Below are 21,337 nucleotides of genomic sequence, written 5' to 3'. Positions count from 1 at the left end.
TAGATAAGATATTTTAACTCATTAAAAATGTAATTAACATCAATTATTTCATGCGCTTAGGATAAGTTTTAAGGCTTTAAATAATGAATCCATTTCCTCATCAGAACCAATTGTGAATCGAACGTAAGAGGAAATTCGTATCGGATTATCAAAACGCCTTACCACAATTCCTTGATCTCTTAGTTTACTTACGATTATTTTTCCTTCTACAGCAGCATGCTTAGCGAAAACAAAATTAGCACCTGAAGGAAGTACTGAAAAATTAAGGCCAGTCAATTTCTCTACAAAATTTATTTTCGTATGAATAACCTTTTGGCAAGTATTTTTAAAATATGAATCATCTTTGAAGGATTCAATACCTGCAATTAATCCTAATCGGTCTATTGGATAAGAGTTAAAACTATCTTTCACTCTCATCAATGCTTCAATTAGATCTCTATGCCCTATAGCATAACCAAGTCTTAATCCTGCCAATGATCTCGATTTAGAAAAAGAATGTGTAACCAATAAATTATTATATTTTTCTGTAAGGTGAATAACAGACTCTGTCCCAAAATCGACATAAGCTTCATCTACAATAACTACAGAGTCATTATTTTTTTTAAGGAAAGTTTCAATTTGGTTTGAAGTAAGAGGAATACCAGTAGGTGCATTTGGATTTGGAAAAACAATACCTCCATTAGGTATTAAATAATCATTCAATGCAATCTCAAACGAACTATTAACAGGTATGACCTTGAAGTCAATGTCATAAAGCTTGCAGTATACGGGGTAAAAACTATAAGTAATGTCAGGAAATAAAATAGGTGCGTTATGTTTTAAAAGCGCCTGAAAAGCCATGGCTAAAACTTCATCCGAACCATTACCCACAAAAACATTGTTAGCCTTTACTTTAAAATAATCAGCAATTGATTTTTTAAGCGCTTCTGAATTTGGGTCTGGGTAAAGCTTTAAAGTATCATCCGCAAACTGTTTAATTGCAGCAATAACCTTTGGACTCGGCCCATAAGGATTCTCGTTCGTATTTAACTTAACAAGACTATGAATTTTAGGTTGCTCGCCAGGAATATATGGTGTTAAGCCGTGGACAACCTTGCTCCAAAATTTACTCATTATCTATACGATATTCTGCAGATTTTGCGTGTGCCTGAAGTCCTTCACCATTCGCCAAGACTGAAGCAATTTTTCCAAGCATACGAGCACCTTGATTAGATAATTTAATTAGGCTTGAACGTTTTTGAAAATCATAAACACCAAGTGGAGAAGAAAATCTTGCTGTTCTTGATGTAGGTAGAACATGATTTGGTCCAGCACAATAGTCGCCTACAGCTTCACATGTATTTCTTCCCATAAAAATAGCACCGGCATGTTTAATACTATTAACGAGGGTATCTGGATCTTCTACTGAGAGCTCTAAATGTTCGGGTGAAATAAAATTTGAAATCTCTGCAGCTTCTTCTAATGTTTTTACTTTGATCATTGCACCTCTATTTGTTAAAGAAGTTTCAATAATATTTTTTCTTGGCATGCTTCCAATCAATTTATTAATACTTTCTTGAACCTGGGTTAAAAAGTCCGCGCTTGGGCTAATTAAAATTGATTGTGCAAGCTCATCATGTTCTGCTTGAGAAAATAAATCCATAGCAATCCAATCTGGATTAGATTTTTCATCTGCAATAATTAGTATTTCAGAAGGCCCTGCAATCATATCAATACCAACCACACCAAATACTCTTCTTTTAGCCTCTGCAACATAAGCATTGCCTGGTCCTACAATTTTGTCGACTTGGGGAATTGTTTGGGTACCATAGGCAAGAGCGCCTATTGCTTGAGCGCCACCAATTGCAAATACACGATCAACTTTAACAAGAGCTGCAGCTGCTAATACTAATTGGTTTCTTTCTCCGCGAGGTGACGGAACTACCATAATAATTTCCTGAACCCCTGCAACTTTTGCTGGAATTGCATTCATTAATACTGATGAAGGGTATGCAGCTTTTCCTCCAGGAACATATAAACCTACACGATCTAATGATGTAACTTTTTGACCAAGTAACGTCTCATCATCTTCAGTGAAGCTCCAAGAACTGATTAACTGTTTTTTGTGATAATCAAAAACTCTCTTAGCAGCTTCCTCAAGAGCCTCTCTAGACAATACGGGTAAATTTTCTAAAGCTAAATTTAATTCTTCTTTGGAAATTTCAAACTCTTCCATGCGCGAAAAATCTACATGATCAAATTTTTTAGTATATTCAATCACAGCTTGGTCGCCTCTTTTTTTCACATCACTCAAAATTTCTGCGACAGTTTTTTCGATTTGAATATTATCTTCAGCTTCAAAGAAAATGAGCTTATTTAACTGATCCTTAAAGTTTGCATCTTCTGTATTTAATTTTTTAATTTGAATCATAGGTACGATTATGCTTTGAGAGCACTTTCAAACTGTCGAAGAATTGGCTGTAAAAGCTCTCTTTTTAATTTTAAAGATGCTTGGTTAATGATGAGTCGAGAACTGATATCACAAATGTCTTCAACAGCAACAAGATTATTAGCTTTTAATGTCTTTCCTGTACTCACCAAATCTACAATGACATCTGCAAGCCCTACAAGGGGGGCTAGCTCCATTGAGCCATATAGTTTAATCAAATCGATATGCATACCTTTTTTTGCGAAGTGCTCTTTGGCCGTTTTTACATATTTTGTTGCCACCTTTAAACGCACACCTTTTTTAATAGCGCCTGCATAATCAAAATCTTGTTTAGCTGCAACCATCATTTTGCAACGTCCAATATTAAGATCAATGGGCTGGTAAAGTCCTTCGCCCATATACTCATCAAGAATATCTTTGCCAGTAATGCCAATATCAGCTGCACCATATTCAACATAAGTTGGCACATCTGTCGCTCTTACAATAATAAGTTTTATATCTTTTTGATTGGTATCTAAAATAAGTTTTCTTGACGTTTCAGGATTCTCATTACAAGTAATCCCTATCCTCTCTAGAAGAGGGATAGTTTGTTCAAATATTCTTCCTTTAGATAAAGCAATTGTAATTTTCATCTTAATGAATCCGTTTAATATTGGCGCCTAGTTGATTGAATTTATCCTCTAATTTTTCATACCCACGATCCAGATGATAAATACGCTCAATCGTAGTTTGTCCTCTTGCTGCCAAACTTGCAATAACAAGGCTTGCGGAGGCCCTTAGATCTGTTGCCATTACTGAAGCTCCCTCTAAATATTCCTTGCCTCGGATGATTGCCGTATTTCCTCTAATGTCGATTTGTGCCCCCATGCGAATAAGCTCTTGTACATGCATAAAACGATTTTCAAATATAGTTTCGGTGACTTCTGATACACCTTCTGCAATAGTATTTAATGCCATCATTTGTGCTTGCATATCCGTAGGAAAGGCAGGGTAAGGCGCAGTTCTTAAGCTTACCGCCTTCAATTTTCCATCGCTTTTAATACGTATTGAATTTTCATGTGATTCAATTTTAACGCCGGTTTCTATCAATTTTAGCGTAATTGCATCTAAGTATTTATGCTGTACATTTTTTAAAATTACGTCACCGCCCGTCATTGCAACGGCTGCTAAATATGTGCCTGCTTCAATTCTATCAAATATCACGTCATGATTTGCTTTATGAAGAGAGTCGACACCTTCAATTGTAATCACGTCAGTCCCTAGACCTTTAATCTTTGCACCCATTTTATTTAAGCATTGCCCAAGATCTACAACTTCAGGTTCCTTAGCAGCATTCTCTAAAATAGTGACCCCTTCAGCCAATGAGGCAGCCATCATTAAATTCTCGGTACCTGTAACAGTAACAATATCCATATAAAATTTACAGCCTTGTAACTTCGATTTTAGTAAATGTTTTGTCGAAGCCTCAATATAGCCATTATGAATATCTATTTTTGCGCCCATTGCCTGAAGCCCTTTGATATGGATATCAACAGGCCTAGATCCAATGGCACAACCTCCCGGCAATGAAACTCGAGCTTCACCAAATCTTGCAAGCAAAGGGCCTAAAACAAGAATAGAAGCGCGCATTGTTTTAACTCGCTCATAAGGTGCATTTTTATTAGTAATTTCTTTTGCAGTTAATTCAGTTTTGTCGTTTTCAACCTGGATATCAACGCCCATATATTTAAGTAAAGACTTAGCTGTATTAACGTCTTGAAGATGAGGTACATGTGTTAACGATAATGTGTCTTCAGTAAGAAGGGATGCAATAAGTATAGGTAAGGCTGCGTTTTTTGCGCCTGATATTTCAAGCTCGCCATGAAGAGGGGACTGTCCTTGAATAACTAACTTATCCAAGTTATGAATTAGCCTTTAATAGCTTTAATAATTCTCCAGTTTCATACATCTCTTTAATAATGTCAGCACCGCCAATAAATTCCCCATGAATATAAAGCTGTGGAATAGTTGGCCAATTAGCAAACACTTTGATGCCTTCTCTGATTTCCGGGTCTTGCAATACATCAACGGCATGAAAATCAGTATCACAAGCATCTAAAATTTGAGTTGCTAGGCTTGAAAACCCACACTGAGGAAATTTGGGACTTCCTTTCATGTATAAAACTACATTATGTTCATTAATCGTTTTTTGTATCTTATCTTGCGCACTCATGCTTTACTCCTCAAAATTACGTTTTTAATTGATTCCATTCATTTAATGTATAGGTCTTCATAGATAAAGCATGAATGTCACTTTTCATCTTATCGCCTAAAGCATTAAATACCATTTGGTGTTGTTTAACGCGATTTAATCCTTCAAATAATCGACTCACAATCGTGCCTTCAAAATGAGTGCCATCCTCACCTAAAATTTCAATAAACTCACACTCAAGTTTTACAATAATCGATTGTTTAATATCGTCAGCGGTCATGTTTTAACTTCTTAATTTATAGCCGGATTTTAACATTCCTAAGGTAATGGAAGCTAACACAATGAAAAAGAAGGTTACGATTGAAAAACTTAACAATGGAGCAACGTCGGATTGCCCAAAAAAACCGTATCGGAAACCATCAATCATATAAAAGAAAGGATTAAGCTGGGATAACTTTTGCCAAAAAGGTGGCAAGGAATGAATTGAATAAAAGACCCCCGATAAAAAGGATAATGGCATGATCACAAAATTTTGGAAAACTGCCATCTGGTCAAAACGATGCGCCCATATACCTGTAATGATGCCAAATGTTCCGAGTAAAGCACCCCCAAGCATTGCGAATCCAAAAATAATCCACGGGTGCAACATAGGTAAATCTACATATAAAAGAGCAAATACGTAAATACAAACGCCTACGAAAATACCCCTCACAATTGAGGCTATTAAGAAGGCTAAGAAAAATTGAAGATAGGTGATAGGTGTTAATAAAATAAATACAATATTCCCCATGACTTTCGACTGAATAAGACTTGATGAGCTATTTGCAAAGGAATTTTGCAATAAAGACATCATAATCAATCCTGGAATAAGAAACGCAGTGTACTCAACATTATCGTAAACTTTTACATGATCTGCTAAGACGTGAGAGAAAATAAGTAGGTAAAGAACTGCAGTAATAACTGGGGCTGCCACTGTCTGAAAAACTACCCGCCAAAATCTTAATAGTTCTTTTTTGAGAAGTGTCCACGTCCCCAAAAATTCATTTTTAAAATTGATCATCTTTTACTTCCAGTAAGTTTCAAGAAGACTTTTTCTAAATCTGAATTAGTAAGCTCCATATCCAATATTTTAATCTTTGATTTTTTTAATTCACTCATAATAAATTCTACTTCTGCTATTTCTTCAAGTAAGAAAGTTATGAAACTGTGATCTGACGACTGTATGAACTTTTGAACGCTTACTGGGATTTTTTTATTCTTGAGATCTAAACGTAAATTTAAATTTTTTGCTGAAAAGCGCTTTAATAAATTTCTCGTTTTATCCAACGCAACTACTTTGCCTTGGTCCATCATCGCTACTCGGCTGCATAACGTCTCAGCCTCTTCTAAATAATGTGTAGTCAGAACAATAGTGTGACCTTTTTGATTCAGTTTTTTAATAAACTGCCATAACCTTTTTCTAAGCTCTACGTCTACACCTGCGGTGGGCTCATCTAAGACAATGACAGGGGGTTTATGCACAAGTGCTTGCGCAATTAAAGCTCTCCTTTTCATGCCACCAGAAAGCATTCTCATATTTGTATTAGCCTTTTCTTGAAGATCAAGCCCTTCTATTACCTCATCGATCCAGTCATCATTTTCTCGACCCTTACCAAAATAGCCAGCTTGAAATCTCAGCATTTCACGTACATTAAAAAAAGGGTCAAATACTAATTCTTGAGGCACGACACCAAGCGATCTTCTCGCATTTTGATAGTCTTGAATGACGTCATGCCCCATTACTTTGATTGAACCTGAAGATGGTTTTGCGAGACCTGCCAGAATATTAATGAGCGTTGATTTGCCGGCACCATTTGGCCCCAGCAACGCAAAAAATTCGCCTTCTTCAATAACTAAATCGATACCTTTGAGAGCCTCTAACTTACCGAAGTTCTTTTTAACCTTATTAAATATAATGACTTTTTTCATTGAAATAAATACTGGAGGTTTCTTAAAATAAAATTTAAGAAGAAGTGTTTAATGGAGGGAAGATATGAGATCTTCCACTCCGTATAATTTAGCAAGACTGTTTAAATTCTTTGGTAAATTCTTGAAAGTAAAATGTGATTGATTTTTTTTAGCCTCTCGTTGTAATTCAAAAATTAAACTTAAGGTTGAAGTGTCAATTGAAGTCACTTTTGAAAAATCAATTATCGTTTTTTTATCTGTTTTTTGTTTTTTAATTAACTCAATAATAGTAGGTATTTTTTCAATTGTAAGATCGCCACTTAAATTCCATTGACTTTTATTAAAGTTGATCATTTATTAGCGGTCTTATCATAATTAGCATTCTTCTCGGCAAGTTTTGTAATAAGAGAAGCTATGCCATTTTGTCTAATTTCATTACCAAATTGACCGCGATAATTTGTTACTAAGCTCACACCTTCAATAATAATGTCAAAAACTTTCCATGAATTACCATCTTTTTCAAGCATATAATCAATAGGCAAAGGAGGGGCGCCTGGCTGCAGTACCTCTGTCTTGATTAACACCTCTTCGTCTGTCGGTTCGAATCTCGCTGGCTTATAGTTAAGCGTCTGATCTTTAAATCTTAATAATGCGCTGCCATAAGTTTTTACAAGCATCGTTCTAAATTCTTTTTTAAAGGCTTCTTGCTCTTCTTTTGTTGCTGATGGATAGGCTTTACCTAATACAAGCTTAGAAATACGATCAAAATTAAAATAAGGTAATATCTTCTCTTCAGTAATTTTATAAGCTTTTTCTTTATTGCCAGATCTTAAATCTTTATCCGTTTTTAAAATTTCAAAAACTTCATTGGCTATTTTTTTAACAAAAACATCAGGCGCCTCTGCAGCAAATATACTCATTGACATCATTAAACTTAAAATCACTAATAAAAACTTTTTCATGTATTTAAAATTCCTTTTAAATTTTAGTTATTTTTTTGGTTCTTCAGTGGCTTTATTATACAAGAACTGACTGATGAGTTTTTCTAATACAACCGCATCTTGAGTCTTAGAAATGCGATCTCCCTCTTTCAGAAATTGATCGTCACCTCCGGCTTCCAAACTAATATATTGCTCACCTAATAATCCTGATGTATAAATATTTGCGAAAGTATCTTTAGGAAACGGATATCTTTTGTCTATTTTTAAAGTCACAACCGCTTGATAAGTTTTCGTATCAAATTTGATGTTATCAATACTACCAACGACGACACCTGAGCTCTTAACAGGCGCTCTTGGTTTAAGGCCTCCAATATTCTCATAATTTGCTGTGACCGCATAGGTTTCACCCAGCGAATTGCTTGTAAGGTTACCTACTTTCGTAGCGAGACCCATAAGTGCCGCAATGCCAATCGCCACAAATAAACCTACCCAAATATCTAATGTTGTTTTATCCATATTTGCTCCAGTCCTATATTAATGCGCAATCATAAACGAAGTTAAAATAAAATCTAATCCCAAAACAGTCAGCGAAGAAGTTACGACAGTTCTTGTAGTGGCTCGACTAACACCTTCGGCGGTTGGGGGAGCGTCGAAGCCTTCATATAGGGCAATGATTGTACAAGCAACTCCAAATACAAAGCTCTTAATCAGTCCATTAATCACATCAAATCTAAAATCAACATTCACATTCATTTGTGACCAAAATGCGCCATGATCCACGCCAATAATTGGCACTGCAACCAAATAACCCCCCATCACACCCACCATTGAAAAAATGGAAGCTAATATAGGCATTGAAATAACGCCCGCCCAAAATCTTGGTCCAATAATCCTAGCAATAGGGCTCACGGCCATCATTTCCATAGCAGATAATTGCTCGGTAGCCTTCATTAATCCAATTTCAGCAGTGATTGCAGTCCCAGCTCTCCCAGCAAATAAAAGTGCGGTTACAACGGGGCCTAGCTCCCTTAAAAGCGCTAATGCCACCAAAACACCAATAGATTCTGACGAGCCATATTTTTGAAGTGTGTAATGCCCTTGCAAACCCAAGACCATGCCTACAAAGAAAGCAGACACTATAATAATAATTAAAGACATCACCCCGGTGAAATAAATTTCGCGGATTGTTAAATGAATACGTCTAAAACTTTCGCCTGAATAAATTAAGATTAATAAAAATAAACGGGTTGCAGAGCCAAGACGCCAAATTCTTGAAGTCACTTGATTGCCTAAACTGCTTAAAGTTTTAAAAATTGGGTTCATAATTAAACAGGCTCGTAAATATCTTTTTTGTAACTAGGTGCATTGTAATGGAATGGTACGGGGCCATCTTTTTCACCATGAACAAATTGATGCACAAAAGGAAGTTTAGATTTTGATAGTTCTTTCGGTGTGCCCTCTGCGGCGACGACTCCACCAGCAATAAAATAAATATAGTCCGCAAAAGAAAAAGCTTCTTCCACATCATGCGTCACAATAATTGAAGTTGCTCCCAAGGCATCATTGAGCGTTCTGATAAGGTCGCAAATCACTGCCATAGAAATAGGGTCTAATCCTGCAAAAGGCTCGTCATACATAATAATATCCGGGTCTAATGCAATGGCTCTTGCAAGTGCAACTCGTCTTGCCATGCCTCCTGAGAGTTCAGTGGATATGAGCTTATGAGCGCCTCGCAGACCTACAGCGTTAAGTTTCATAAGCACTAAATCGCGAATCATGCTTTCAGGTAATTTTGTATGTTCACGAATTGGAAATGCCACATTGTCAAATACAGACAAGTCAGTAAAAAGTGCACCGTGCTGGAAAAGCATACCCATTTTTCTTCGCAATTCATAAATGCCTTGCCTATCTTGCTTATGAACAATCTTGTCGTCCACTTTGACATGGCCAGATTTAGGTTTGATTTGACCGCCTATCAAACGAAGAATAGTCGTTTTGCCACAACCACTTCCACCCATAATAGCTGTGACTTTGCCACGAGGAAAAACCATATTGATATCTTTATGAAGCATACGATTATCGTAGCCAAAAGATAATTTTTCAATTTCAACAATATTTTTTTGGGTCATATTTAGATATGGATTCTAAAAATCACCATTTTACACGGGATTAGAGCTCTCCGTATGAATGCAGTCCTGACAAAAACATATTGACACCTAAAAAAGCGAAGGTCGTAATAATGAGACCGATCAGTGCCCACCATGCTAAGACAGTGCCTCTCAACCCTTTAACGATTCTATAATGAAGCCAAGCTGCATAATTTAACCATACGATTAAAGCCCAAGTTTCTTTAGGATCCCATGACCAATAACCGCCCCAGGCTTCTGCTGCCCATATAGCACCTAATATAGTTGCGACGGTAAAAAATATAAAGCCAATTGCAATCGATTTGTAAATAAGATCATCAAGAACAGCTAGCTTTGGTAGATAAGAGGCTAATATTTTTTTAGCTGAAAGTAAGTAGGCTATAGATACCATTGCTGCTATGGAGAAAGCGCCATACCCAATAAAATTAGCAGGGACGTGTATTTTCATCCAGTAAGATTGAAGGGCTGGGACTAAGGGCTGAACACCATCAGCATGCCTATCAAACGTGTACCATAAGATAAATCCTACAGCAGCGTTTATTACAATCAATACGAATGCACCTAATTTTTTAGTATTAAATTTTTCTTCATAAAATAGATAAAGAAGTGATGTGATTAAGCAAAATAAAATAAATACCTCATATAGGTTACTAATTGGGATATGGCCAATATCTAATCCTATTAAATAAGACTCGTACCATCTGACCAAAAGTCCTGTGAATCCAAATAAAACTGCTGTAGATGTGAAGGAGGATGCAATATCATCGAGTAAATTATTTTTTGCAAGTAATCCTAGCCAATAAAGCACCAGTGCCAAAACAAAAAAAACATTCATCCACATAATGGCTGATTGACTCGATAAAAGATATTTTAATAAAAAGACATGCTCGTTACTTGTTAGCACTCCTAAATAGAGTTGGATTGCAAAAAGGCTCAGTGCAAATACTAGTATGATAATTTTCTTAAAATGATTCCAATTCCAGCCAAGCCAGCTAAAAAATCCAACACTACTCAGTAAAATTGCCTTTTCGTAAATATCCATATAGCTACTAAATGTCTTTAATGCATATAAAGCGCCGCCCAATAACAAGCAAAGATATAAAACATTTAATATTACAAATGATATTTTTGATGATTTAAATAATTTAGTGAACATGGCTAACCTTTTATTGAATAATTTTCTTAATTGCTAGACTAACTTTTTTGTAATCAAGTTCAAAATCTATATTTTTTCTATTGGAGCTGACTGCAATTATAGCCCCTCCTTTAGCTTTGATTAGGAGCCATAATTTTCTTTCATGCAAATAGATCATTGAGAAAATACCAAGCACTAAACTCAGGGAGCCAAGATAAACCCAAAACTGCCCAGGAGATTTTGTAAGCTGAAGTCCGCTTGCCTCTTTTTGCTCATAATTTGTGAGCTCAAAATAATAGGGTGAGCCAAATAGAAACATATCACTATAAGCATTTAAAGCCTCTTGAATAAACCTAATTGCAGACTGGTCTATCTCTTTATCTGAAAGATAAAAATGATTTTTATAAAGTTCTATTGATGCAATATCTATAATCTTTAAATAAGCCTGCACTGCTTTTTCTTTTTCATTGGCAGGAATATTGTTATCGATATTTTGAGCAATATTCGAAAAACCTCCCTCAACAAATAGGGTCATGATTTTATTAACACTATCTTCGAAAGATTGCTTAACAGACAAATTGTTATTTGATTTTACAGATTGATTTGCCATCTTTTTTGCAACCATTTCAATCAAAATTTTATTTTGGAGGGCTTCTTTGAATGAGATGAATTCTGCAATAGAACCTTTTTTATCTGCGGGTATCTTTAAATATTTAAATTCTTCTTGAGGCGTCTCTCTCATCCCACTAATAAAAAATGATCTGTCATCGATGAGCATAGGAACCTGATAAGAAATATACTCACGGGCCTGACCTGAATTATTTCTGATTTTATAGGTAACGCTAGGCCCGACGTTTCTTGGCTTTTCTTTTACGCCCTCCTTTAAATTTAAGATATTAAATTTCCTAAAATCATTAAATTCATAGGTAAGTTGATCTTTATCTAATTTAATTTTCTCAAAAATCTTTGCATTTATTTTTTGCGGGGCATTCGAATTTAATAAATTCCACAATTTAATATCAAGATTTGTCCCTCCATCTTGAAAATCTGATTGATATATAGAAATCCCCTTATAGGAAAAAGGATGATTAACAGTGATTGTCTTTGTTATGTCTTGAGAAAGTTCAGGATCAGAAATAATCAAATCACTTTCAAATGACTTTGGCATACCTGTCGAATAATGTTCAATTCTAAAATCTTTTAGAGTTATCTTAAAAGGCAAGTCTTGGACGAGATAACCATCCTTCTTTCTTACAAAAGCTACGTTATCTGAAGATCCTTCGGCTAGAGTCATATTTGCTCTAAAAGAGGGATTGGTAATACTTAGCCTACTTACTTCCGGGACTTTTGAAGCTGAAATATCAAGCGTTTCAATTTTTTTATAACCAAGTAGCTCTTGGGCTTTAAAGAATAAATTACCATCCAATAAGCCACCTAAACAGATTACAACTACGCCAACATGAGTAAAGATATAGCCTAGACGCTGAAAGTCTCCTTTTTTAGCAACAATCAAAATATCGCCGTTGTCTTTTGATTTTTCTCTAACTTTAAATTTCTCTAGTTTTAAGTAATTAATGACCCGAGAAAGATTGACCTTCTTTGTGTTCTTTAAAATAAGATGATGTGTAAACGATAAAAGTGATTTTTCCTCTAAAGAATCTTTAAATAATAAAAAATCTTTAAAAATAATAGGGGTATTTTTAGTGACACAAAGGGTTGTGGATATGACTAAAAAAAGAAGGATCGTTAAAAACCAAATGCTTTGGTAAACATCGTAGAGTCCAATTTTTTCAAAAAAAACAAACCAAAATTGGCCGAATTTAATAATATAATTTTCATAAGGCTCATTCTGTTTAAGAATTGTGCCTATGATTGATGCGATGCCCAAAAATACAAGCATCGAGACTGCAAAGCTCATTGAGCTTAGCAATTGGTTTATTTTTCTGGAATTAAATGCTGTAGATTTCAAAATGACTTATTTTTAAAAAATGAGGAGTTTTGACTGCGAAAACTGGGGAGAAGTTGCAGTCATTAAATAAGGATAAGAAGGGCTTATCTTAAGCCCTGAATATAATCAGCTACTGCTTCCATTTCCTGATCAGTTAACTTTGCCGCAATAGTTCGCATCACTTTTGCTTCATCGTTTGCCCGAGCACCTAACCTAAACTGTCTTAATTGATTTAAAACGTATTCTGTATGTTGCCCGCCTAAACGTGGATATTTTACAGGGAGCCCATCGCCAGTTGGCCCATGACATGAGGCACATGCTGGGACAGCATTAGCTTGAATACCAGCTCGGTAGATTTTTTCTCCTAAAGATCCTGAACCATTTGTTTTAGCTTGGCCCAAACTTAAGGTTTGTTTTGAATAATATTCTGCCACTAAATGCATATCAGCATCTGATAGCATCCCTGCCATACCAGACATAACAGCATTTGCGCGCGCGCCTGATTTAAAATTAGTTAGCTGTTTATAAAGATATTCCGGATGCTGTCCAGATAATTTTGGGTTAGCTGAAATTGCACTATTTCCATCGGCCCCATGACACGCCGCACATACATTTGCAACTGCTTTCGGTGGAGTTTTCTGAGCAATTGTTTCTGAAAACACAGTATTTGAAATTAAAAAAGATAAGATGATAATGAAAAAAGCATTTCGACCACTCATTGCGTAAAGCTCCGTATTTAAAGTAGATTCAAGACCTCCATTTTATCTAAAATCCCATTCTCGTGATAGCATTTTGATTGGATTGAACAGGTTAGGTAAAGCGCATGGCTATTTTTCAAAACGCATCATATTATATATCTGCTCACCATTTAAGTGATTTGCCTCCACCTACTGGCATTGAGGTTGCTTTTGCTGGAAGATCAAATGCAGGAAAATCTAGCGCTATTAATACGCTTGCCAATCATAATCGTCTTGCTTTTGTAAGTAAGCAACCAGGGCGAACACAACTTATTAATTTCTTTTCTCTGGGGGAAAATCGTTTTCTAGTCGACTTGCCGGGTTATGGTTATGCCAAAGTACCTCAAGCTATCAAAGATCATTGGCAAAAAATTCTAGCAACTTATCTGTCTGAACGATCTTGCCTTTTTGGCCTTGTTTTAGTTATGGACATAAGGCATCCTCTTACCCCTCTTGACCAACAGATGTTAGAGTGGTTTTCGTTAAATAAAAAACCTATTCATATTTTATTAACTAAAGCAGACAAACTTTCTCGTGAAGCCTCACATAAAATACTTCGTAGCGTTCAAAAAGAAATTGATGAAAAGTGGGGGGCGTCCGTTGGTATTGAATGCACGGTTCAGCTTTTTTCCAGCTTAAAAAAACAAGGCGTTGATGAGGTTGAAACGGTCGTTGGCAAATGGTTAAATACGCCTGTAAATCATATCCCAAACTTTGTAGCCTAGTTTAATGCCTCGATTTTCATATTTCGTTAAAGGACGGTAATCAGGTTTTTTGAAAAAATCATCAGACGTCTTTTGCAATAATTCTTCTTTATCCAAAAGATCAATAATCCAAAAAGCATAATCTTCCCAGTCTGTTGCGATATGCAAATAACCGCCCTTCTTAATCTTTTGTGCAATAAGTTTTAGTAAATTTAATTGTATAAGCCTTCTTTTCTGGTGTCTTTTTTTAGGCCATGGATCAGGAAAGAAAATATGAATGCCATCTAGGGAGTCGTTCTTTATCATTGAATTAAGAACTTCTACAGCGTCATGTTGAATAATTTTCACATTAGAAATATTATTTTCTTGAATTAGCTTAAGTAAATTGCCTATGCCCGGCGAGTGGACTTCAATCGCAATATAATTTTTATTCAAATTAGATCTCGCAATCTCGGCAGTAGAAGCTCCCATACCGAATCCAATTTCCAATATAAGATCTCTACTCTTATTTTCAAATACAGCATTGAAATCGATTAGTTTATTCTCAAAAATCACAGCATGTTTTTGAAAGCTTTCATGAATAGCATTTGTCTGAGCCTTTGTAATTCTTCCTTGCCTTAGAATATAACTTCTAATAGGCCGTCTCTTAATATTCTCTTTATCCTGATTAATCATAACTTTGTGACTTTATTATTATTTTTAAGCCCTATAAAATTTATATCCATATTCTTTTCCATTGTCATGACTTTAAATAAATCACCCATTTCTGAAGGGGATAGTAGTTTTTGAATTTCCGATACTGATTTCATATATAAAGCGCTATCTTCTATATTTACGGTTTTAAGTAACTCTAATATGCCGCAATTAATAAGAAAATTTGCTTGAGAAATAAAGCCATTAATATGGAGCCCTAAATTAGAAGCCTCTCTTGCAACATAACTAAAATTAACATGGCTTGTAATATCCTGGATTCCAACCTGAATAAGGGGATTATCGTGAGCATGATGCTTAAAATGGCACATGAGCGTTCCTTGAGATCTTTGCTCGTGAAAATATTCACTGTGATTGAAGCCATAGTCAATAATTATTACAACGCCTTTGGCAATAGATTCGTTGATTTTATTAATCCAACTTTTAATATGAATTGCATCTTCTATAAGATAATTGTCTGGAAGACTTTCTAGATTAATGTGGTCATAAATAGATAGGTCTTTGATGATCTTATCTTTCCAAACAAATAGATCATTTTCTAGACCAACCCCTTTTTGATAATAAATACCTGACACTTTTTTTATCAAATCTACTGGTAGTGCATCTAAAAGTTCATTACAGAAAACAATTCCTTTATATTCTTGGGGAATTTCATCAATCCAAAGCACCTTGCTGAACAAATGTGGGGACAAATGTTTTATTAAAAGGTCGTATTGGTGCTTTCTCAATGAATGACTTATTTCCAAAATAAAATAATGGTCAATATTTTCGCTATCCAAGGACTGGATCACTTCAAGTGCAAACTTGCCTGATCCAGCTCCAATTTCAATTATATTTTTATCTAATGAACGAAAAATTTCTTTAAACTGAATAGCAATTGTTTTTGCAAAAAAACTTGATATTTCAGAGGCTGTAACGAAGTCACCTTTTTCACCAAACTTTCTTAAACTTCCAGTGTAGTAACCGAATTCAGGGTCATAAAGTGCAAGCTCCATAAAGCGATCAAAGCTTATCCATCCATCATTAGAATGAATAGATTGAATGATTTTTGTTTTTAATTGCTCGCTTAATTGAATCTCAATTTCCGAGGCTATAGGCATGGATGGCATAGGTATAGATTATAATAGAGTGAAATCATTTATACATAAACCTATGAAATCTATTAGAAAAATTGCTCTAGTTACTGGCGGCGCCAAAAGAATTGGGCAGGCAATTTGCAAAATACTTCATGAATCGGATATCGATTTAATGATTCACTATCGTCATTCAGCTGATGAAGCAAAAAAGCTACAAGAGGAACTTAATAAAATTCGTAAAGATTCCGCAAGTATTGTTCAAGCTGATCTTGTGAATATGAATGTATTACCCAGTCTAATCGAGCAAACAATTAATATATATGGCAGATTAGATATCCTCATAAATAATGCCTCAAGTTATTACCCCACCGAAATTGGTCAAATGAATGAAAAAAATTGGAATGATCTTATTGGCAGCAATTTGAAGGCGCCTTTATTTTTATCTCAACTTGCAGCAGATCAACTTATTAAAACTAAGGGCTGCATTATAAATATTACAGATACCCATATAGATAAACCAAAGAAAAATTATATTATTTATAGTATTGCCAAATCAGGCCTTACTACATTAACAAAATCCTTAGCTCAAGAATTAAGTCCAGATGTAAGGGTTAATGCTGTTGCTCCAGGTCCAGTTTTGTGGCCTGAAAATAATGAAGAATTTAACGATATTTATAAACAAAGAGTTATTTCTCAAACGCTATTAAAAAAAATGGGTACACCGGAAGATGTTGCAATGGCAGTTAAATTTTTAGTGCTGGACGCTCCATTTATTACAGGACATATTTTAGCCGTCGATGGCGGAAGATCTATTTCGCTATGATTACGCAAGTGCCAATTGATGCAACCAATAACTTTCTCAAATTGCGCAATAAACTTATTGGCTTAACTGGCAAAGCAATAACTGATTTTAATATGATTGAAAATAATGATCGAGTCCTCGTATGTATGAGCGGTGGAAAAGATTCATATTCATTGCTGATGTTTTTACTAGCTCTAAAAGAGAGAGCGCCTATTCATTTTGATATTATTGCGATGAATTTAGATCAAAAACAACCAGGATTTCCAGCAGACGTATTGCCTAATTTTTTAAAAAATTTAGGCGTTGAACATCTTATTATTACTGAAGACACCTATTCAATCGTTAAAGAAAAAATACCAAGTGGTAAAACTACTTGCTCTTTATGTTCTCGTTTAAGACGCGGAATTATTTATAGGACAGCAAAAGAACTTAATATTAATAAAATTGCTTTGGGCCATCATCGTGATGATATTGTTGAGACACTTTTTCTTAATATGTTTTTTGGTTCTAAATTAAAAGCAATGCCACCAAAGCTAATCTCCAATGATAGTAAAAATATTATTATTAGGCCTTTAGCTTACTGCTCAGAAAAAGAGATCTCAAGCTATGCGTCTCGAATGAATTTTCCTATTATTCCTTGTAATTTATGTGGCTCACAAGAAAATCTTCAAAGGAAAAAAATAAAAGGGATGTTGATAGAATGGGAGAAAGAGCAACCGGGACGAGTTAACAATATATATAAAGCCATATCTAATGTTGAACCCTCACACTTAGGAGACCGGCGACTATATGACTTCGAAAATCTTAATCAATCCAGCAAAGAAGAAAAGGATGACCTTCTTTTTACGGAAGACTTAATCAGAAATCTTAATGCAGACTTAAATAATTTTGCTTTTTTTACAGAGAATATTGCCTCTTAAAATCATTATTTAAATTTAATTAACGTAATTTATTTAACTAAGTTAGTATAGTCACCTTGTGTATATCAAGATTTAAATTTATTATTCACCCAAATTTTTGATCTAGAAACCCCTAATGTCTAAACTTTTAATTGTTGAATCACCATCTAAAGCCAAAACTCTTCAAAAGTATCTTGGCAATAAATTCGAAGTTTTGGCATCTTATGGTCATGTACGTGACCTTATTCCAAAAACAGGTGCCGTTGAAACAGATAATAATTTCAAAATGAATTATGCAATTATTGAAAGAAACTCCAGGCATGTTGATGAAATCGCAAGGGCCGTAAAAAAATCTGATGAAGTCTATCTAGCTACGGATCCTGACAGAGAAGGAGAAGCCATTTCATGGCATATCCTGGAAATACTCAATGAAAAAAAATTAACTAAAGATAAGTTAATTAAAAGAGTCATTTTTCAGGAAATTACAAAATCAGCTATTGAGTATGCCATTGAACATCCTAGAGATATATCAATGCCTCTTGTCAACGCTCAGCAAGCTAGAAGAGCGCTCGACTATCTTGTAGGTTTCAATTTATCACCTCTACTTTGGAAGAAAATCAGAAGAGGATTATCGGCGGGAAGAGTTCAGAGCCCAGCACTAAGGCTTATTATTGAAAGAGAAATTGAAATAGAAAAATTTATCTGCCAAGAATATTGGACGATTCATTTAGATTCTATTAAGTCTAAAAATAAATTTCAAGCAAAACTCGTTCAGCTCGACAATAAAAAAGTGGAGCAATTTACTATTACTTCAAAAGAAGATCACGAAAATATTGTTGGTAAATTGCTTCTAGAAAGTGCTGGAAAAACAAAAGTAACGCGCGTTGAAAAAAAACAGAGAACGCGCAACCCTGCGCCCCCATTCTCAACATCAACACTTCAACAAGAGTCAGTTCGCAAACTGGGTTTTACAACGAGCCGAGCCATGAGAATTGCCCAGCAGCTATATGAAGGCCTTGATACTGGCAGCGGTGCCGTAGGATTAATTACTTACATGAGGACTGATTCACTCTCCCTCTCAAATGAAGCGATGAATCAAATTAGAGGATACATTCAGTCAAATTTTGAAGCAGATTATTTACCTAAAGCGCCTATTTTTTACAAAACAAAATCAAAAAATGCGCAAGAGGCACATGAAGCTATTAGACCAACAGATATTAGTCGAACACCCCAGAGCCTTATCGGTAAATTGTCTCCTGAACAATTTAAGTTATACGAAATGATATGGAAGCGATCTTTAGCTAGCCAAATGACGCCAGCAAAGTTTGATGCGGTGAGTGTTGATCTTGCAATTGGCTCTGAAGCAAATTTATTTAGGGCGACGGGGCAAACGCTTATATTCCCAGGATTTATTGCTATCTATACTGAAAGCTTAGATGACGCTTCAAATGAAGATGAAGACTCTCTTAAATTACCTCCACTTGAAACTGGTGAAATTCTAACTATTGATAAAATTTATGGTGATCAACATTTCACTGAGCCACCGCCCAGATACTCTGAAGCCAGCCTAGTCAAATCTTTGGAGGAGTACGGCATTGGGAGACCTTCTACCTATGCAAGTATTATTTCAACACTTCAAGATCGTGAATATGTCATTCTCGATAAAAAAAGATTTATGCCTACTGATGTAGGTCGTGTAGTTAATAAATTTTTAACTGAGCATTTTACCCGCTATGTAGATTATGATTTTACTGCTGGTCTTGAAAGCTCTTTAGACGAAATTGCAGATAATAATAAAGAATGGATTCCGCTTCTTAAAAGCTTTTGGGATGACTTCAATAAAACAATTATTGAAAAATCAAATATCGATCGAGCTGAAATTACACAAGAAGCTATTAATGAAGACTGTCCTAAATGCGGCAAACCTTTATTCTCTAGACTTGGTAGGAGAGGTAAGTTCATTGGATGCTCAGGCTACCCAGATTGTGATTACACAAGAAATGTAAATGGTGATTCAAGCGCTACTAATGAGCCTGTTCTTGTTTGCAAAGATCCTGAAACCGGAAAAGATGTTCTTCTATTGGTAGGTCCCTATGGACCTTATCTTCAAGTAGGTGTTCAAGAAGAAGATAGCAAAAAGAAACCTAAGCGCGTTAGTGTTCCCAAAGAAACCTCATTGAGTGATTTAAATGAAGATATAGCATTAAATCTTCTATCTCTTCCTAAAGAGTTAGGTCTCCACCCTGAAACTGCCAAAAAAGTGATTGTAAATATTGGACGTTTTGGACCTTATGTAAATTATGATGGCAAATTTAAATCTATTCCAAGATCCGAATCTATTTTTGATATCACACTGGATCGAGCTCTTGAGCTAATAGCAGAAGCTATTGCTAAAAATGCTCCTTTAAGAATTTTGGGTAACGATCCCGAAGCAAACCTTTCGGTTGAAATTTTTAATGGTCGCTATGGCATCTACCTTCAAAAAGGCTCTACTAAAGTTACCTTGTCAAAAGATCAGGATATCGAAAAAATTACTTTGGAAGAGGCTCTAATACTAATTACTCATAAAGAAGCTTCGAGCAAGGGCAAAAAGAAAACAGTAGCTAAAAAAACAACTGTTAAGAAAACATCTCAGAAAAAAGAAGTTATTAAAAAACCTGCAGCAAAGAAGAAAGCTATAAAAGCTAAAAAAGTTTAGCTGTCTTGTTTAGATTGATTTAAATGAGAAATTGAAGAGGTTTTTTCGATCCACTTACGAATTCTATTTGCATCTGCAGTTCGAGTAGCACTTCCATAAGATTTAAGTAATACTATAATCATAGGCTGTCCACTTATCATAGCTTGCATGACTAGGCATCTTCCAGCTTCTTGGATAAAGCCAGTTTTTGATAAGCCAATAATCCAGTCACTCTTTCTTATCAGTCCATTAGTATTACTAAAATTTACTGGCGCACGATGCCCTTTAACGTAAGCTTCGTATGAAGCTGTCGTTGTAATTTCTCGAATTTCAGGGTATTGGTATGCGGCTTTTACCATCTTTACAAGATCTTCAGCTGTCGACATATTATGATTATTAAGCCCTGTAGGGTCTGCAAATTCACTGCGCGTCATGTCAAGTTGTAATGCTTTAATATTCATGGCATTTACGAAACCAGCTTTTCCTGTTGGATAATTTCTACCCAAAGCCGATGCTGCACGATTATCAGAAGCAATCAAAGCAATTTTAAGCAATTCTGAGCGGGGCAAGACTGTTCCCACTGGCAATTTTGAACTTGAATTTTTTACCGTATCTACATCTTCATTGGTGATGGCAATCTCTTCATCCATAGAAAGATTTGCATCTAAAGTTACCATAGCAGTCATCAGCTTAGTAACTGAAGCAATAGAAGTTAAAGCGTCAGTATCTTTAGCAAATAATACTTCGCCAGTATTTTGATTTACAATAAGAGCGTTTGAAGAGGCTACCCTTAAAAGGCCGTCTTTATTGGTTTTGGTATCTGCTCGAGATATGCGAGCTATCTCTGCTTTTGATGGTTTTGCTTGGACTGTGATTGAAGGTAATGCAAGAAAAAAAGTAATGCTTAGGATGAAAAAAAGTCTGATACGTTCTCTCATTCTGTAATCTCCTATTCATACTAAATTTACGCGATAATAAACAAAAAAAACATATT

The 21,337-nt window shown here is 35.3% G+C and carries 23 protein-coding genes; 4 read left to right on the top strand and 19 right to left on the bottom strand.

Going from position 1 to position 21,337, the window contains the following annotated elements; translation table 11 throughout:
* Positions 1-48: 48 nt before the first annotated feature.
* The 16 genes from hisC to BN1208_RS00835 all read right to left on the bottom strand — a co-directional run bounded on the left by hisC (position 49) and on the right by BN1208_RS00835 (position 13,456).
* Entirely contained in the window at positions 49-1,113 is a 1,065-nt protein-coding gene (gene hisC / locus BN1208_RS00910; RefSeq protein ID WP_046486886.1) for a histidinol-phosphate transaminase, read from the bottom strand.
* Positions 1,106-2,410 carry a histidinol dehydrogenase gene (gene hisD, locus BN1208_RS00905; protein WP_420885849.1) on the bottom strand — a complete coding sequence of 435 codons (1,305 nt, stop codon included), beginning with the start codon at positions 2,408-2,410 and terminating at the stop codon, positions 1,106-1,108. Before hisD ends, hisC begins: the two co-directional genes overlap by 8 nt.
* A gap of 8 nt (positions 2,411-2,418) precedes the next feature.
* Complete coding sequence (gene hisG / locus BN1208_RS00900) at positions 2,419-3,060, bottom strand: ATP phosphoribosyltransferase (RefSeq protein ID WP_046486883.1); 642 nt, start codon at positions 3,058-3,060, stop codon at positions 2,419-2,421.
* 1 nt (position 3,061) lies between these two features.
* Positions 3,062-4,327, bottom strand: coding sequence for a UDP-N-acetylglucosamine 1-carboxyvinyltransferase (gene murA, locus BN1208_RS00895; RefSeq protein WP_046486880.1), 1,266 nt, complete (start codon positions 4,325-4,327; stop codon positions 3,062-3,064).
* A gap of 1 nt (position 4,328) precedes the next feature.
* Complete coding sequence (gene grxD / locus BN1208_RS00890) at positions 4,329-4,640, bottom strand: Grx4 family monothiol glutaredoxin (protein ID WP_046486876.1); 312 nt, start codon at positions 4,638-4,640, stop codon at positions 4,329-4,331.
* A 16-nt stretch (positions 4,641-4,656) separates the two neighbouring features.
* Positions 4,657-4,899, bottom strand: coding sequence for a BolA family protein (locus tag BN1208_RS00885; RefSeq protein WP_046486874.1), 243 nt, complete (start codon positions 4,897-4,899; stop codon positions 4,657-4,659).
* A 3-nt stretch (positions 4,900-4,902) separates the two neighbouring features.
* A complete protein-coding gene (locus BN1208_RS00880; RefSeq protein WP_046486871.1) occupies positions 4,903-5,679 on the bottom strand; it encodes an ABC transporter permease in 777 nt (258 codons plus the stop codon).
* On the bottom strand, positions 5,676-6,587 hold the full coding sequence (locus BN1208_RS00875; protein ID WP_046486869.1) for an ABC transporter ATP-binding protein: 912 nt from the start codon (positions 6,585-6,587) through the stop codon (positions 5,676-5,678). The genes BN1208_RS00880 and BN1208_RS00875 overlap by 4 nt, the downstream gene beginning before the upstream one ends.
* Positions 6,588-6,635: 48 nt before the next feature.
* Positions 6,636-6,920, bottom strand: coding sequence for an STAS domain-containing protein (locus BN1208_RS00870; RefSeq protein ID WP_046486866.1), 285 nt, complete (start codon positions 6,918-6,920; stop codon positions 6,636-6,638).
* Positions 6,917-7,528, bottom strand: a complete 612-nt coding sequence (locus BN1208_RS00865; RefSeq protein WP_046486863.1) for an MlaC/ttg2D family ABC transporter substrate-binding protein — start codon at positions 7,526-7,528, stop codon at positions 6,917-6,919. The genes BN1208_RS00870 and BN1208_RS00865 overlap by 4 nt, the downstream gene beginning before the upstream one ends.
* A 27-nt stretch (positions 7,529-7,555) precedes the next feature.
* Positions 7,556-8,023 (bottom strand): outer membrane lipid asymmetry maintenance protein MlaD, encoded by a 468-nt coding sequence (gene mlaD / locus BN1208_RS00860; RefSeq protein ID WP_046486862.1) that lies wholly within the window; start codon positions 8,021-8,023, stop codon positions 7,556-7,558.
* An 18-nt stretch (positions 8,024-8,041) separates the two neighbouring features.
* The gene (gene mlaE / locus BN1208_RS00855) at positions 8,042-8,830 is read right to left on the bottom strand and encodes a lipid asymmetry maintenance ABC transporter permease subunit MlaE (protein ID WP_046486859.1); all 789 of its coding nucleotides are present in this window, start codon (positions 8,828-8,830) and stop codon (positions 8,042-8,044) included.
* Between the two features lie 2 nt (positions 8,831-8,832).
* Positions 8,833-9,636 (bottom strand): ABC transporter ATP-binding protein, encoded by an 804-nt coding sequence (locus BN1208_RS00850; RefSeq protein WP_046486857.1) that lies wholly within the window; start codon positions 9,634-9,636, stop codon positions 8,833-8,835.
* A 40-nt stretch (positions 9,637-9,676) separates the two neighbouring features.
* A complete protein-coding gene (ccsB, locus tag BN1208_RS00845; protein WP_046486854.1) occupies positions 9,677-10,810 on the bottom strand; it encodes a c-type cytochrome biogenesis protein CcsB in 1,134 nt (377 codons plus the stop codon).
* A 10-nt stretch (positions 10,811-10,820) separates the two neighbouring features.
* Positions 10,821-12,707 carry a cytochrome c biogenesis protein ResB gene (locus BN1208_RS00840; protein ID WP_046489145.1) on the bottom strand — a complete coding sequence of 629 codons (1,887 nt, stop codon included), beginning with the start codon at positions 12,705-12,707 and terminating at the stop codon, positions 10,821-10,823.
* 134 nt (positions 12,708-12,841) lie between these two features.
* On the bottom strand, positions 12,842-13,456 hold the full coding sequence (locus tag BN1208_RS00835; RefSeq protein ID WP_046486849.1) for a c-type cytochrome: 615 nt from the start codon (positions 13,454-13,456) through the stop codon (positions 12,842-12,844).
* A gap of 104 nt (positions 13,457-13,560) precedes the next feature.
* On the opposite strand from BN1208_RS00835, the gene yihA reads away from it, so the two are divergent.
* Positions 13,561-14,199, top strand: a complete 639-nt coding sequence (gene yihA, locus BN1208_RS00830; RefSeq protein WP_046486845.1) for a ribosome biogenesis GTP-binding protein YihA/YsxC — start codon at positions 13,561-13,563, stop codon at positions 14,197-14,199.
* On the opposite strand, the gene trmB is transcribed toward yihA, so the two are convergent.
* The gene (trmB, locus tag BN1208_RS00825; protein ID WP_046486842.1) at positions 14,158-14,853 is read right to left on the bottom strand and encodes a tRNA (guanosine(46)-N7)-methyltransferase TrmB; all 696 of its coding nucleotides are present in this window, start codon (positions 14,851-14,853) and stop codon (positions 14,158-14,160) included. The two genes, yihA and trmB, sit on opposite strands and share 42 nt — an antisense overlap.
* Positions 14,850-15,989, bottom strand: coding sequence for a class I SAM-dependent methyltransferase (locus BN1208_RS00820; protein WP_162197751.1), 1,140 nt, complete (start codon positions 15,987-15,989; stop codon positions 14,850-14,852). The genes trmB and BN1208_RS00820 overlap by 4 nt, the downstream gene beginning before the upstream one ends.
* A gap of 52 nt (positions 15,990-16,041) precedes the next feature.
* Here BN1208_RS00820 and BN1208_RS00815 point away from each other — a divergent pair, with 52 nt between their 5' ends.
* The 3 genes from BN1208_RS00815 to topA all read left to right on the top strand — a co-directional run bounded on the left by BN1208_RS00815 (position 16,042) and on the right by topA (position 20,364).
* A complete protein-coding gene (locus BN1208_RS00815; RefSeq protein ID WP_046489143.1) occupies positions 16,042-16,788 on the top strand; it encodes a pteridine reductase in 747 nt (248 codons plus the stop codon).
* Positions 16,785-17,687, top strand: a complete 903-nt coding sequence (gene ttcA / locus BN1208_RS00810; RefSeq protein WP_046486838.1) for a tRNA 2-thiocytidine(32) synthetase TtcA — start codon at positions 16,785-16,787, stop codon at positions 17,685-17,687. Before BN1208_RS00815 ends, ttcA begins: the two co-directional genes overlap by 4 nt.
* 115 nt (positions 17,688-17,802) lie before the next feature.
* Positions 17,803-20,364: a type I DNA topoisomerase gene (gene topA, locus BN1208_RS00805; RefSeq protein WP_046486836.1), complete on the top strand. Its 2,562-nt coding sequence runs from the start codon at positions 17,803-17,805 to the stop codon at positions 20,362-20,364.
* Here topA and BN1208_RS00800 read toward each other — a convergent pair.
* Complete coding sequence (locus BN1208_RS00800) at positions 20,361-21,281, bottom strand: serine hydrolase (protein WP_046486833.1); 921 nt, start codon at positions 21,279-21,281, stop codon at positions 20,361-20,363. The two genes, topA and BN1208_RS00800, sit on opposite strands and share 4 nt — an antisense overlap.
* Positions 21,282-21,337: the final 56 nt, after the last annotated feature.

Source organism: Candidatus Methylopumilus planktonicus, assembly GCF_000981505.1.
Classification (GTDB): Bacteria; Pseudomonadota; Gammaproteobacteria; order Burkholderiales; family Methylophilaceae; genus Methylopumilus; species Methylopumilus planktonicus.
Note: the sequence above shows the minus strand (reverse complement) of the source record. Positions and strands in the feature narration are given on the sequence as shown.

Coding starts and splice junctions, on each gene's coding strand:
- mlaD (WP_046486862.1), bottom strand. CDS start 8,023: ATGGATAAAACAACATTAGATATTTGGGTAGGTTTATTTGTGGCGATT.
- trmB (WP_046486842.1), bottom strand. CDS start 14,853: ATGATTAATCAGGATAAAGAGAATATTAAGAGACGGCCTATTAGAAGT.
- BN1208_RS00835 (WP_046486849.1), bottom strand. CDS start 13,456: ATGAGTGGTCGAAATGCTTTTTTCATTATCATCTTATCTTTTTTAATT.
- BN1208_RS00870 (WP_046486866.1), bottom strand. CDS start 6,920: ATGATCAACTTTAATAAAAGTCAATGGAATTTAAGTGGCGATCTTACA.
- yihA (WP_046486845.1), top strand. CDS start 13,561: ATGGCTATTTTTCAAAACGCATCATATTATATATCTGCTCACCATTTA.
- grxD (WP_046486876.1), bottom strand. CDS start 4,640: ATGAGTGCGCAAGATAAGATACAAAAAACGATTAATGAACATAATGTA.
- hisG (WP_046486883.1), bottom strand. CDS start 3,060: ATGAAAATTACAATTGCTTTATCTAAAGGAAGAATATTTGAACAAACT.
- ccsB (WP_046486854.1), bottom strand. CDS start 10,810: ATGTTCACTAAATTATTTAAATCATCAAAAATATCATTTGTAATATTA.
- BN1208_RS00815 (WP_046489143.1), top strand. CDS start 16,042: ATGAAATCTATTAGAAAAATTGCTCTAGTTACTGGCGGCGCCAAAAGA.
- BN1208_RS00875 (WP_046486869.1), bottom strand. CDS start 6,587: ATGAAAAAAGTCATTATATTTAATAAGGTTAAAAAGAACTTCGGTAAG.
- BN1208_RS00880 (WP_046486871.1), bottom strand. CDS start 5,679: ATGATCAATTTTAAAAATGAATTTTTGGGGACGTGGACACTTCTCAAA.
- mlaE (WP_046486859.1), bottom strand. CDS start 8,830: ATGAACCCAATTTTTAAAACTTTAAGCAGTTTAGGCAATCAAGTGACT.
- BN1208_RS00800 (WP_046486833.1), bottom strand. CDS start 21,281: ATGAGAGAACGTATCAGACTTTTTTTCATCCTAAGCATTACTTTTTTT.
- topA (WP_046486836.1), top strand. CDS start 17,803: ATGTCTAAACTTTTAATTGTTGAATCACCATCTAAAGCCAAAACTCTT.
- ttcA (WP_046486838.1), top strand. CDS start 16,785: ATGATTACGCAAGTGCCAATTGATGCAACCAATAACTTTCTCAAATTG.
- BN1208_RS00865 (WP_046486863.1), bottom strand. CDS start 7,528: ATGAAAAAGTTTTTATTAGTGATTTTAAGTTTAATGATGTCAATGAGT.
- BN1208_RS00885 (WP_046486874.1), bottom strand. CDS start 4,899: ATGACCGCTGACGATATTAAACAATCGATTATTGTAAAACTTGAGTGT.
- hisD (WP_420885849.1), bottom strand. CDS start 2,410: ATGATTCAAATTAAAAAATTAAATACAGAAGATGCAAACTTTAAGGAT.
- BN1208_RS00850 (WP_046486857.1), bottom strand. CDS start 9,636: ATGACCCAAAAAAATATTGTTGAAATTGAAAAATTATCTTTTGGCTAC.
- hisC (WP_046486886.1), bottom strand. CDS start 1,113: ATGAGTAAATTTTGGAGCAAGGTTGTCCACGGCTTAACACCATATATT.
- BN1208_RS00840 (WP_046489145.1), bottom strand. CDS start 12,707: ATGAGCTTTGCAGTCTCGATGCTTGTATTTTTGGGCATCGCATCAATC.
- BN1208_RS00820 (WP_162197751.1), bottom strand. CDS start 15,989: ATGCCTATAGCCTCGGAAATTGAGATTCAATTAAGCGAGCAATTAAAA.